This window comes from Mobilibacterium timonense, assembly GCF_900155555.1.
GTDB classification, from domain to species: Bacteria; Bacillota; Clostridia; order Peptostreptococcales; family Anaerovoracaceae; genus Allobaileyella; species Allobaileyella timonense.
Window position 1 is genome coordinate 57,662 of sequence record NZ_FUHN01000004.1, and the last position, 12,369, is coordinate 70,030.

The 12,369-nt window shown below is 53.7% G+C and carries 10 protein-coding genes and 1 tRNA gene; all 11 read right to left on the bottom strand.

Features of this window, described 5'->3' with window-relative positions; genetic code table 11:
- Window positions 1–9 precede the first annotated feature (9 nt).
- The 11 genes from yihA to uvrC all read right to left on the bottom strand — a co-directional run bounded on the left by yihA (window position 10) and on the right by uvrC (window position 12,369).
- Window positions 10–603, bottom strand: a complete 594-nt coding sequence (gene yihA / locus BQ7382_RS00340) for a ribosome biogenesis GTP-binding protein YihA/YsxC (RefSeq protein WP_077389660.1) — start codon at window positions 601–603, stop codon at window positions 10–12.
- Window positions 603–3,038: an endopeptidase La gene (gene lon, locus BQ7382_RS00345; RefSeq protein WP_077389664.1), complete on the bottom strand. Its 2,436-nt coding sequence runs from the start codon at window positions 3,036–3,038 to the stop codon at window positions 603–605. The genes yihA and lon overlap by 1 nt, the downstream gene beginning before the upstream one ends.
- A gap of 25 nt (window positions 3,039–3,063) precedes the next feature.
- A complete protein-coding gene (clpX, locus tag BQ7382_RS00350; protein WP_077389667.1) occupies window positions 3,064–4,323 on the bottom strand; it encodes an ATP-dependent Clp protease ATP-binding subunit ClpX in 1,260 nt (419 codons plus the stop codon).
- Between the two features lie 44 nt (window positions 4,324–4,367).
- Window positions 4,368–4,949, bottom strand: coding sequence for an ATP-dependent Clp endopeptidase proteolytic subunit ClpP (gene clpP / locus BQ7382_RS00355; RefSeq protein ID WP_077389670.1), 582 nt, complete (start codon window positions 4,947–4,949; stop codon window positions 4,368–4,370).
- A 150-nt stretch (window positions 4,950–5,099) separates the two neighbouring features.
- Window positions 5,100–6,443 carry a trigger factor gene (gene tig, locus BQ7382_RS00360; protein ID WP_077389673.1) on the bottom strand — a complete coding sequence of 448 codons (1,344 nt, stop codon included), beginning with the start codon at window positions 6,441–6,443 and terminating at the stop codon, window positions 5,100–5,102.
- Window positions 6,444–6,560: 117 nt separating this feature from the next.
- Window positions 6,561–7,202, bottom strand: coding sequence for a CYTH domain-containing protein (locus BQ7382_RS00365; protein ID WP_077389676.1), 642 nt, complete (start codon window positions 7,200–7,202; stop codon window positions 6,561–6,563).
- Window positions 7,203–7,435: 233 nt separating this feature from the next.
- Complete coding sequence (gene murI / locus BQ7382_RS00370) at window positions 7,436–8,236, bottom strand: glutamate racemase (protein WP_077389679.1); 801 nt, start codon at window positions 8,234–8,236, stop codon at window positions 7,436–7,438.
- Between the two features lie 83 nt (window positions 8,237–8,319).
- A tRNA-Leu gene (locus BQ7382_RS00375) sits at window positions 8,320–8,405 on the bottom strand.
- 138 nt (window positions 8,406–8,543) lie between these two features.
- Window positions 8,544–9,926 (bottom strand): NAD(P)/FAD-dependent oxidoreductase, encoded by a 1,383-nt coding sequence (locus BQ7382_RS00380; protein WP_077389682.1) that lies wholly within the window; start codon window positions 9,924–9,926, stop codon window positions 8,544–8,546.
- Between the two features lie 117 nt (window positions 9,927–10,043).
- Window positions 10,044–10,337 (bottom strand): DUF1292 domain-containing protein, encoded by a 294-nt coding sequence (locus tag BQ7382_RS00385; protein WP_077389685.1) that lies wholly within the window; start codon window positions 10,335–10,337, stop codon window positions 10,044–10,046.
- A gap of 109 nt (window positions 10,338–10,446) precedes the next feature.
- The gene (uvrC, locus tag BQ7382_RS00390) at window positions 10,447–12,369 is read right to left on the bottom strand and encodes an excinuclease ABC subunit UvrC (protein ID WP_077389688.1); all 1,923 of its coding nucleotides are present in this window, start codon (window positions 12,367–12,369) and stop codon (window positions 10,447–10,449) included.

The window sequence follows — 12,369 nt, forward strand, 5'->3', positions numbered from 1 at the left end:
GAAACGTTGCTACGCCTCAGTTTCGACGATCTCTTCCATCACATCCAGCAGCTTTTCATATCCCTTGCGCTTCAGGGCCGACACCGGGATCAGGATATCGTCCTTCTCCATTCCCAGTGTCTTCCTTATGAGTGCAAGGTTTTTCTGTCTCTCGTTTCCGGAGATCTTGTCAGCCTTAGTGGCGACCACCACCCCGTCAAGGCCGTAGTACTTCAGATAGTCGTACATCTGAACATCCTGGGCGCTCGGCTTGTGGCGTATGTCCACCAGGAGCACCACCTTACGCAGGTTCTCCCTGTTTTCCAGGTAGTTCTCCATCATCGCTCCCCAGCTTTCCTGCTGGCTCTTCGAGAGCCTGGCATATCCGTACCCCGGAAGGTCGACTATCCTGAACTGATCATTGCACAGATAAAAGTTGATGGTACGAGTCTTTCCCGGGCTTCCGCTGACCCTGGCCAGGTTCCTCCTGCCGGTGAGCAGGTTGAGGAGCGAGGACTTCCCCACGTTGGAACGTCCTGCAAAGGCGATCTCCGCCTTGTCAGGCGCGGGGAACTGCTCCGTCTTAGTACCTATGGCCTCGAGCTCCGATCTCTTGATGATCATTACTTTTCCTCTTCTTCATCCGACTGAACGGGATCCAGCAGCACCTCCTCGAAGGCCTGCCTGGCCTCCGTCAGGAAGGTGAACTCTATCTTCCTTCTGACAGATGCCGGGATGTCCTCCAGATCAGCCTTGTTCTCCGCCGGGATCAGGATCTTTCTGATGCCCTGCCTGTACGCGGCCAGGACCTTCTCCTTGATGCCACCCACCGGAAGTATCCTTCCCCTCAGGGTTATCTCTCCCGTCATGGCGATGTCTCTCCTGGCCGGCCTGTTGGTCAGCGTTGAGAAGAGCGCGGTGCACATGGTCACTCCCGCAGAAGGGCCATCCTTAGGTGTGGCGCCTTCCGGGATGTGGATCTGAATATCGTGATCCTTGAACTTGTCCTCGGAGATACCGTATTCCCTGCTCAGGGACTTGATGTAGCCAAGTGCAGCCGTTGCCGACTCCTTCATGACATCGCCCATCTGTCCCGTGAGTATCATTTTTCCGTTTCCAGGCATGAGGACAGTCTCGATGGAAAGAGTCACTCCTCCCACCGCAGTCCACGCAAGCCCGGTGGTCACGCCGATAGCAGGCTCCTTTTCCGCGACGTCGTCCAGGAAGATCCTCCTGCCCAGGAATTTTTCCACGTTCCTTGACGTGATGCTGTAGTTCTTCTTCTTGTCCGTAACGATGAACTTGGCCACCTTCCTGCAGGCCGTAGCGATCTCCCTTTCCAGGTTTCTCACGCCGGCCTCTCTGGTATATCCCTCGATGATCTCCCTGATGGCCGACTCAGAGAACTTGAGCTGGGACTTCCTGATGGAAAACTCCTTCAGCTTCTTCGGGATGAGATACTTCTCCGCGATGTGGACCTTCTCCTCCTCGGTGTAGCTGGAGACCTCGATGACCTCCATCCTGTCGAGGAGAGGTCTCGGGATCGTGCTGGTAGTGTTGGCCGTAGTGATGAACATCACCTTTGACAGGTCAAAAGGTATCTCCAGGTAGTGATCTGTGAACTCCTTGTTCTGCTCCGGGTCCAGGACCTCCAGCAGGGCAGATGCAGGGTCTCCCCTGAAATCGCTGCCTATCTTGTCCACCTCGTCGAAAAGGAAGAGCGGGTTGTTCGTTCCTGCCTCGATGATGCCGTTTATCACGCGGCCCGGGATGGCTCCCACATAGGTTCTTCTGTGACCTCTGATCTCGGCCTCATCCCTTACTCCGCCAAGGGACATCCTGACGAACTCCCTGTTGGTGGCCCTGGCGATGGACCTGGCTATGGAAGTCTTTCCGACTCCCGGAGGGCCTACCAGGCAGAGGATCGGACCCTTGATCTCCTTCGTGAGGTGCATCACTGCCAGGTTCTCCAGGATCCTCTCCTTCACCTTCTCAAGGCCGTAGTGATCCTCGTTCAGGATCTTCTCGGCCTTCTTGATATTGATGTTGGTCTTCGACGCCTTGTGCCACGGGAGTTCCAGTATTGTCTCTATGTACGTCCGGCTCACGTTCGCGTCCGGGCTCATGACGTTCATGTTGGAATATCTCTCGATCTCCTTGCGGACTTTCGCATCGATCTTTTCCGGGAGCTTGAGTTCATCGAGCTGCTTCAGCCACTTTGCGGCCTCGTCGTCCTCGTCGCCGCCCTCGCCGAGCTCTTCCTTGATGACCTCCATCTGCTCCCTCAGGTAGTACTCCTTCTGGCCCCTGCTAAGGTTGTGCATCACCTTGTTGTTGATGCGCTTCGTCAGAGCCAGGATCTGGTTCTCCCTGTTGATGATGTCGATGAGATGCTCGATCCTCGCCGAAAGGGAATTTGTCTCCAGCAGCTCCTGCTTCTCGTCGAACGGGATGTCGATCTCCCCGGCTATGATGTTGCAGAGCGCGGAAGGATCCTCCACGCCCTCGATGAGGGCTCTGGCCGCTGCCTCGCCGGCATTGCTCATCTCTATATACTTGAAGTAGTACTGCTTCAGGACTCTCAGCAGCGCCTCAATGTTCATGCTGTCTTCAGCGTAGTAGTCCTCGAGCCTGTCGTAGGTGCAGGTGAACATCCCGTCTTCTTTGAAAAGCTCTCTGATCTTCACTCTGCCCTCGCAGCTGGCGAGCACCCGTACATACTCCTCGTGGCGCTTCACTATCTGCTTCAGCCGGATGATCACGCCTGTCTGGTACAGATCATCCTTTTCCGGCTCGTTTACCGACGTATCCTTCTGTGCCGTGACCACCACATATCTGTCTCCGTTCATGGCAGCCTCCGCCGCCTTGAGAGACACGTCTCTTCCTATGTCAAAGCCTACGATGGTGTCAGGGAAAAAGCACTGTCCTCTCAGCGGTATGTAGGGGGTATGCGGCTCTGCGGGGGCCTCCTGCTCCTGCAGAAGGTCCTTTTCCTCCTCATCCCTCTGGGCGGCCAGTTCCTCCACCTCATCGAGACTCATGATCCTCTTGTCTTCCATTATGCCTCCAGTCTGACGGATCGAGCTACATGGTGATCAGCTTTCCGTCTTTTCCCTTTAGTATTGGCTGGGCGCCGGACTCCACAACATCACGGGTGATGATGCACTCCCTGACGCCGTCGATCGACGGGATCCTGTACATGATGTCCGTCATCATCTTTTCAAAAATACCTCTCAGGCCTCTTGCTCCCGTCTTGAGCTGGATGGCCTTGTTGGCGATGGCCGTTACTGCATCGTCCTCTATCGTGAGGTCAACGTCGTCCATGGCCAGAAGGGCCTGATACTGCCTGATAAGAGAGTTCTTCGGCTCCTTCATGATCCTGGTGAGGGCCTCCTCTGTGAGCTCGGACAGGGCCACTATCACAGGCAGCCTGCCGATGAGCTCTGGGATGAGCCCGAACTTCAGGAGATCCTCCGGCTCCACCTTCAGGAGGATGTCGTGGTCGTCCTTGACGCTCTCGCCCGCCTCGGAGTTGAATCCGATGATCTTGTCTCCAAGTCTTCTCTTGATGATCTGGGACAGGCCCGTAAAGGCGCCGCCGCAGATGAATAGTACGTCCTTCGTATCGAACTGAATGAACTCCTGCAGAGGGTGTTTTCTCCCGCCCTGAGGAGGTACGTTGGCTACGGTGCCCTCGATGATCTTGAGCAGCGCCTGCTGTACACCCTCTCCGCTCACGTCTCTTGTGATGGATGTGTTCTCCGACTTTCTGGCGATCTTGTCGATCTCGTCGATGTAGATTATTCCCTTCTGAGCCCTTTCCAGATCACCGTCCGCGGCCTGATAAAGCCTGAGGAGGATATTCTCCACGTCCTCTCCAACGTATCCGGCCTCAGTGAGTGAAGTGGCGTCGACTATGGCAAAAGGCACGTTCAGTGTCCTGGCCAGTGTCTGTGCCAGCAGCGTTTTTCCGCTTCCTGTAGGTCCAAGCATGAGGATGTTGCTCTTCTGTATCTCCACGGCATCCTTCTCGCTGTCGTCGTGCTCCTCCAGGTATCTTATCCTCTTGTAGTGATTGTAAACAGCAACGGCAAGAGAGACCTTGGCGTCCTCCTGCTCGATGACATAGGAGCTGAGCTCCTTCTTTATTTCCTCAGGCTTAGGCAGTTCCGTCTGAAGCTCAGGTATTCCCGGCATGTCCTCCTTGAGGAGAGACTCGCACACTTCAACGCACTCATTGCAGATGTACACATCAGGTCCAACGATGATGCGCTTTACCTGGCTGCTCGACTTGCCGCAGAACGAGCAGGTCATCTCTGTTCTCCTGGTATCTTTATTACCCATATACCGCCTTTCTGAATGTCATGCCCCTTTGTTTGAATTATGGACTATCTGTGTTCCACGACTCTGTCTATGAGGCCGTACTCCAGGGCCTCCTGCGCGGACATGAAGTTGTCTCTCTCCGTATCTCTCTCGATCGTCTCCAGTGGCTGTCCGGTGTTCTCGGACAGGATCCTGTTCAGCTTCTCTCTCGTCTTGAGGAGCCACTCTGTGTGTATCTTGACGTCTGTGGCCTGACCCTGAGCCCCTCCCAGAGGCTGGTGGATCATTATCTCTGCATTAGGAAGCGCGTAGCGCTTGCCCTTCGTACCTGAAGACAGGAGCAGAGAGCCCATGCTGGCTCCGAGTCCCATGCAGATCGTGCAGATGTCAGGCTTTACGTATCTCATTGTGTCGTATATAGCCATGCCTGCAGTCACCGAACCTCCCGGTGAATTGATGTATACGTTTATGTCCTTTTCCGGATCCTCCGCCTCCAGATAGAGCAGCTGTGCTACCACCAGGCTGGCTGTGTGATCCGTTATTTCCTCATCGATAAAAATGATCCTGTCCTTCAGGAGTCTCGAGTAGATGTCGTAACTTCTCTCCCCTGCCCCGGACTGATCTATGACATATGGGATCATGTTCATGGATCCATCTCCCTTCGATTTATATGATCCTGATTTACCATATACAAATTTGGACACGGCCCGCGGTCAGTGCCGGAGCCGCGTCCTTTTGCAATCAGTAGGATTCGCCCCCTGCATCACTGCAGAGGATCTGATCTCAGAATCGCGTAACTACTTATCTTCCTCTTCCTTGTCCTCATCGGCGGCTTCCTGTGCAGGCTCCTCCTTAGGCTCTACCTGTACAGCGTTGTCGAAGATGAAGTCAAGAGCCTTCCTCGTCTGAACATCGTCTGCGAACAGTCTCGTATCTCCGTTGATCATCTTCTTGACCTGATCAACAGTGTTTCCGTACTGCTCGGCGAAGTCCTGGATCTCCTTCTCAATCTCTTCGTCGGAAGCCTTTATGTCCTCCTGGTTGATGATACCTCTCAGGATGACCTTGGAAGCTGCTCTCTTCTCAGCGTCTTCCTTTGTCTGCTCTCTCAGGTCCTTCATGGATGTGCCGGAGAACTGCAGATACTGGTCGAGGCTAAGTCCCTGATACTGAAGCTGCTGCTGGAGCTCCTGGATCATGCTGTCCGTCTCGTTCTCGATCATCTGCTGAGGAAGCTCGAGGCCGTTGCTCTTGTAAACGCTCTCCAGCAGTCTGTCCTTCATGATCTCCACGGCTCTGTCGTCCGCAGCCTTCTGCATCTGCTCTCTCAGATCCTTCTTGTACTCCTCGAGAGTGTCGAACTCACTCACGTCGCTGGCGAAGTCATCGTCCAGCTCAGGGAGCACCTCGGTCTTGATCTCGTGTACCTTTACCTTGAACACGGCGTCAGCACCAGCCAGCTCCTTGGCCTGATACTCTTCAGGGAATGTGACCTTTACCTCTACCTCATCTCCAGGCTTAGCTCCTACCAGCTGATCTTCGAAACCAGGGATGAACTGTCCGGATCCCAGCTTGAGCTCGAAATTCTCGCCCTTTCCTCCCTGGAACTCCTCACCGTCCTTATATCCGGTGAAATCGATGATGACCGTATCGTCATTCTCTGCCGGCCTGTCCTCGACGGACTCCATCCTTGCGCCTCTCTTGCGCTCTCTCTCCAGCCTGTCATCCAGTTCTTCGTCTGTTACGGTCTTGAACTGCTTCTCTACCTCTACGCCCTTGTAGTCCTTGATCTCTCTCTCAGGGAAGCAGAGAACTGTAGCTCTGATAACGACATCCTGTCCGTTCTTGATCTCATCTGCGTCCAGCTGAGGCTGTGCGATAACGTCAAGATCAAGGTCATTGAGAGCTTCCGGATATCCGGACTGGAGCAGGTCATTCAGGGCCTCTTCATAGAAAATATCCTGTCCGTACATATTCTCGATCAGCTTGCGAGGCGCCTTGCCCTTGCGGAATCCGTCGATGCGGAACTTGTCCTTGTTTGCCTTGTAAGCTCTGGAGATCGCGGCATCAAATTCCTCAGGGGAGAAGCTCATCTCAAACTTCTTGCTGTCTCCATCCTTCTCAATGAATGTAGCTTTCATTAATATCCTCCTGCATTTCTGCTCAAATTAGTTACTGCTTTGTTTATTTCCACTGACACTGTACCCGATGGAGCCGGGCGCCTCCGTCCGCTCCTGCCTTCCGGCCGGTCCGGCTGATCAGTAGCTTTCACCTATCTCTGAAACGTCCTGTGCAAACCCCCGCTGGAGCTTAGAGGCATTCTCCGGCTTGAGGTCGAACTTCTCGGCAATGCTTGTCGCCACTTCCCGGAAATCGTCCTCGTCTCCGTGGTACCACTCCACCTCCATCTCAAGGATGACGCTGTCACCGTTCTCACCGTGGATGACTCCGTCATCAAAGGAAAGTGCACTCATGGACCTGCCTGTGTCCACCTTGATAAGCTGTCTCACGAACTCCATCTCCACCAGCTTCACCAGCTTCTTGTCGCCGGCAGCCCTGAGGAGCACGTCATATGCATCACTGGACTCAAAAGCCTTGATATCAGGATCCTCTGCAAACCGCTCATCGTTGATCACCAGGTTGAACTCCTCCCTTGAATGGAGTCCGTCATCGACCCGGTTGTCCCACTTGATGGTGGCAGTGATGCGGTCGTTCTCGTGCCTGATGCGGTACGCGATACCCGCCTTTCTCAGGTCCTGATCCTGAGTATCAAAGTAAACTGCGTGCATCCTGATGTCCTCCAGATTATCCCTGTTGACAAAAGGATCCAGCATCGGGTCGTTGAGGATCTGCCGTATCTGGGCTCTGTCCTCAAGCCTGTACTTGTATTCTGTTTCCATGTATATAATTACACTCCTGTTTGTAATGTTTTCAGGTCTTCAGGCGGTGCTTCGCCTTAGGAACACCCCCGGCTGCAGATCCTTCAGCACCAAAAGAGGGCTCGTCCCCGCAAATATACCGTTGTATTCTACATAAATTGCCTATTGTTGTCAATTAGAACAGGCTTGTCCCCGTTTGAAGTCTCTGTTTTTTTCACGAACAATGGTGATTTGGTCTCAACATCGGGAAAAAATCAGTTTTCCAGCTTTTTCAGCTTGATTTTCGCATCATTGTTCCCCACCAGCATGTCAGTCATCCTGAGGAAATTGTCCGACAGGTCGCTGGCGTAATACCTGTCCACCATCTGGTTCTCGACCGCCAGCTGGTCTCTTTCCTTCAAAAGGCTTTCCGCCTCCAGTATCACTTCCCTGGAAGAACTGTAAAACTCCAGCTTAGGATAGATGCTGTGTATCCTGTGGGCTATCAGAGGATAGTGGGTACAGCCAAGGATCAGACGATCAAAGTCATTTTCGGCCACGAAATCGTCCATATAGTAGCGGATGGTAAGATCCATTATCTCGTTGTCGATTATCCCTTCCTCCACCAGTGGAACGAAGGCAGGGCACGCCAGACTGAACGTCTTCACCTGAGGGTCGAATGAGTGTATAGTGTCCGGGTACACATTGCTTTTGATAGTGACCTTTGTGCCTATTATTCCCACGCTTCTGCATCCGTCTTCTGCGACTCTTTTCGCAGTCGGCTCGACCACTCCCAGTATCGGGATCTCGGGATGCCTCTCCCTGAGCATCGGAAGGGCCATGGCCGTCACTGTGTTGCAGGCGATTATTATCATCTTGACGTCTTTTGCGGCAAGGTAATCCACGATCTGAACAGCGAATTCCCTGATGGTCTCCGGAGATTTGGAACCGTATGGCGTCCTCGCCGTGTCACCGTAAAAGATCACGTGCTCCAGCGGCAGTCTTTCGTGAAGAGCCATCACGCTGGTGAGCCCTCCGATCCCCGAGTCGAAGAATCCAATTGGTCTGTTGTCCATTCAGCATCTCTCCCCTGTTCCCGCAAGATCCGTGAAGAGGACCTTTGCTAAAAAAATCCCCCTTGCAGAGCAAGGGGGTTTCCTGGTGCGGATGGTGGGACTCGAACCCACATGATTTGTGGTCACACGGACCTGAACCGTGCGCGTCTGCCAATTCCGCCACATCCGCTCATCGTGGCTTTCCGTATTCGCAACGACAGGTAATAATATATACTAATCGCCGCCCTTTGTAAAGCCACTTTTTAAAATTCTTTTATACTATCTTTTCTTTCAGACGTCCTGCGTGACAGTTGAAGATCCCGGCAGTCTACTGACCGTACATCTCATTCAGCAGCCGCGCCACGTAGACCCCGCTGGCCGACGCCTGAGACAGGGAGTGCGTGACTCCCGCGCCATCTCCGATAGCGTAAAATCCTTTTACGGAAGTCTCCAGATGGTCATCCACCGGAACATTTGAGTTGTAGAACTTCACCTCGACGCCGTAGAGGAGTGTGTCGTCGTTCGCAGTTCCCGGAGCGATCTTGTCAAGGGCGTATATCATCTCGATGATGTCGTCCAGCTGGCGCTTAGGGATGACAAGGCTCAGGTCGCCTGCCGTGGCCTTGAGCGTAGGAACGGTAAAGGACTTTTTCATTCTCCGCTCGCTGCTTCTCCTGCCCTTCACCAGGTCGCCGAAGCGCTGAAGGAGGACACCTCCTCCCAGGAGATTAGACAGCTTGGCTATGGATTCGCCATATTCGTTGCTGTCTCTGAACGGCTCCGTGAAGTTGTTGGTCACGAGGAGCGCAAAGTTCGTGTTGTTCGTGTGCCTCTTCGGGTCCGCATAGCTGTGGCCGTTCACCGTGATTATTCCATTGGTGTTTTCCGACACGACTTCTCCGTATGGATTCATGCAAAAAGTCCTCACCCGGTCATTGTACTGCCTGGTCTGGTATACGATCTTGCTCTCATAGACCTCGTCGGTGATGTGCTTGAATATCTCCGCCGGAAGCTCGACCCTGACTCCGATGTCCACCCTGTTGCTGATCTCCTGGATGCCGAAGGACCGGCAGACCTTGGAGATCCACTTAGACCCGGACCTTCCCGTTGCCAGTACCACCTGGGCTGCGCTGTAGACATTGCCGTCGCTGTCCGTAACCACGAAACGGTCTCCCCTTTTCTCAACAGTATCCACGGTGGTCCTGAGCCTGATATCCACCTTCTTGCTGATGTAGTCGTAGATCTTGCCGAGGATCTTAACGTTTCTGTCTGTTCCTAGATGCCTTACCTTTGCGTCCAGCAGGTGGAGATCGTGCTGAAGGCATTTTCTCTTGAGATCCGAGTTTGCGGTACTGTAAAGCTTGGCGTCTGAGCCACCGAAGGAGCACAGCACGTCGTCCACGTACTCCATTAGCTCCATGGCGGTATCGTCACCCACATATTCGTGGAGGTCGCCGCCGAACTGGTTGGTGATGTTATACTTTCCGTCTGACAGAGTCCCTGCTCCGCCGTACCCGTTCATTATGTGGCACGGGCTGCACTTTATGCATTTCTCGGTCTTTCCGGCCTTGATGGGACAGATGCGCTCTTCCAGAGCCGCCCCCTTGTCCATCATCAGCACTTTACAGCTGGTGTTCAGCTTAGTGAGTTCATAGGACAGAAAAACTCCTCCGGCCCCGGCTCCAATGATGATCACATCATAGTCTTTCATCGATATATTTCTCCCTTTCATCCCTTTACACACAACAAGACCGTCACACCCGGAAAGGCGTGACGGCTCACTTTACTTTTGTCTGGAATAAAACCGGTCCCCTATCAGGATACGGAACTAGTCCTCTGCGTCCATGAGCTTGTCCAGCTCTGCAACTGCCGCATCGAACTCGTCCTCATCGTCGATATCAAGGATCTCGAAGGTGTCGTCATCGTTATCCTTGTATCCGTAGATATATACATCGTCTGTGCCGTCGTCAGGAGCGAGAGCGATGTACTCCTTGTCGTTGAGGTCGAAAACTCCGATGATAAAGCAGTCAACGGCTGTGCCGTCATCGAACTCCAGAGTTATGAAATCCTCATCCTCGTCAGTAACCTCTTCTGCCAGATTCTCGCGCTGTTCCTCAGACATGTCATTTCTCCTTTTAATACTAAATACCGTGTCTTCCGTTCTGGAAAAAAGATCCTTGTAAATGTAACATGTATGCCGTGGTTTTGCAAGGTCTTTCGGGCATTTCGACCTATTTCGTTTCAGTGGTCTTTCCGCTGTGAAAATATTCTATAACGCTCTCCGCGGCTCTGGCGTTCATGCCGTCCACCTTGATCAGATCATCGTATGATGCGTTTTTGACCGCCTCCACGCTGCGGAAATGCCTGAGGAGCTCCTGCCGCCTTCTCGGACCGATACCCGGGATATTTTCCAGACCCGATGCGATCATGCGCTTGCTCCGTCTGTCCTTCTGGAAGGTTATGGCGAACCGGTGGACCTCTTCCTGGATAGATCCCGCATAGCTGAAGAGCATGGTGTCACCCCTCAGGTCCATCTCGCTGCCATCCTCGAATACGATCGCCCTGGTCCTGTGGACGTCGTCCTTCGCAAGGCCAACAACGGGAATGGACATTCTGAAGGCATCCACGATCTTTTTCACGGCGTGCACCTGTCCCAGTCCGCCGTCTATGAAAAACAGGTCCGGGAAGTGATCGAATCCCGGATCTCCCGCCTTTCCTCTCTTCAGGCGCCTGTACATGACCTCCTGAAGGCTCCCGTAGTCGTCTCCAGCCTCGGCGTTCCTGATCTTGAATTTCCTGTAGTCCTTCCTTACCGGCTTCCGTCCTTCGTATACCACCATGGCACCGACCATGTCCAGGCCGTTGAGGTTGGATATATCGTAGGCCTCGATCCTGTAATCACGATCCTCCTCCGGATCAGCAAGATAGGGCTGTGAGCCGCTTATCTCCGACGCCCTGACTATGATCTTTTCTATCTTTTCCCTGAGCTTCCTCTGGCGCTCGTGGTCTCTGTCCGCCCTGAGGTCCAGATCCCTGAGCAGCTGCAGGGAATCTGCGGAGGCCATATCCAGGATCGCCTTTTTGTCTCCTCTCTCCGGAACGATGATCCTGGTCTTGTGACCGGTGTCCCTCTTTTCCAGGCGGTTGGTCTCGTTGGTCTCGTTCAGCAGATCGGCCAGCAGCTCCTGGTCTTCTATGTGGACCGGCAAGAGTATCTCTCTCGGAAGTCTCGTGCTCGTGAGATAGTATTGCTTGATGAACGCAGAGAGGAGCTCTTCCTTATTGCCGGATGCTCCCTGGCTGTCCATGTAGAAGACCTCTCTCCCGGTCATCTTACCATCTCTCACCTTGTACTGGACGACGATGGAATTCTTCTGGGTGGAAAGAGGCATCAGCACGTCCTTGTCTCTCTCCCCTATCATGGTGGCCCGCTGGGTCTCCCCGAGAGTCTCCAGGGCCGTAATGTAGTCCCTGTACTTGGCGGCCTGTTCGTAGCGGAGCGCCTCTGACTCTTTGTACATCTGCTCCTTCAGGTGCTCACGGACCTCCTTGTCCCGTCCTTCCAGGATCTTGAGGATGTCCTCTATCATATCGTCGTATTCGGCACGGTCAACGTTCCCGAGGCACGGTCCCATGCACTTGCCTATGTGGTAGTTGAGACAAGGCCTGAAGCTGTCCGGAAAAGATGTCCTGGCGCACTTTTTCGTCGGATACATCTCGTCCAGCATCTTTATTATGCGGCCCACCGCCCCGCTGTCGGAATACGGACCGAAGTACCTGCTCCCGTCCCTTTTCAGAAGGCGCGTCCTCATCACCCTTGGATATTCCTCGTTTGTGGTGACCACGATGTACGGGTAGGTCTTGTCGTCCTTGAGGAGAATGTTGTACTTCGGCATGTATTTCTTTATGAGGTTGGACTCCAGGATCAGCGCCTCCATCTCCGTGGCGCAGGTGATGTAGTCAAACTCCGCGATGTTGGCCACGAGAGCCCGCACCTTCGGATCCGACTGTCCCTGGCTGCGAAAATAGGATCTGACCCTGTTGCGCAGGTTCACGGCCTTCCCCACATATATGACCTGTCCCAGGCTGTCCTTGTGCATGTAGACGCCCGGGCTCTTCGGAAGTTTTTTCAGTTCAGCTTCGATGTCAAACAT

Excerpts from the sequence above, each read along its gene's own strand:
- lon (WP_077389664.1), bottom strand. The coding sequence starts at position 3,038 with ATGGAAGACAAGAGGATCATGAGTCTCGATGAGGTGGAGGAACTGGCC.
- uvrC (WP_077389688.1), bottom strand. The coding sequence starts at position 12,369 with ATGTTTGACATCGAAGCTGAACTGAAAAAACTTCCGAAGAGCCCGGGC.
- clpP (WP_077389670.1), bottom strand. The coding sequence starts at position 4,949 with ATGAACATGATCCCATATGTCATAGATCAGTCCGGGGCAGGGGAGAGA.
- murI (WP_077389679.1), bottom strand. The coding sequence starts at position 8,236 with ATGGACAACAGACCAATTGGATTCTTCGACTCGGGGATCGGAGGGCTC.
- yihA (WP_077389660.1), bottom strand. The coding sequence starts at position 603 with ATGATCATCAAGAGATCGGAGCTCGAGGCCATAGGTACTAAGACGGAG.
- BQ7382_RS00365 (WP_077389676.1), bottom strand. The coding sequence starts at position 7,202 with ATGGAAACAGAATACAAGTACAGGCTTGAGGACAGAGCCCAGATACGG.
- tig (WP_077389673.1), bottom strand. The coding sequence starts at position 6,443 with ATGAAAGCTACATTCATTGAGAAGGATGGAGACAGCAAGAAGTTTGAG.
- clpX (WP_077389667.1), bottom strand. The coding sequence starts at position 4,323 with ATGGGTAATAAAGATACCAGGAGAACAGAGATGACCTGCTCGTTCTGC.
- BQ7382_RS00380 (WP_077389682.1), bottom strand. The coding sequence starts at position 9,926 with ATGAAAGACTATGATGTGATCATCATTGGAGCCGGGGCCGGAGGAGTT.
- BQ7382_RS00385 (WP_077389685.1), bottom strand. The coding sequence starts at position 10,337 with ATGTCTGAGGAACAGCGCGAGAATCTGGCAGAAGAGGTTACTGACGAG.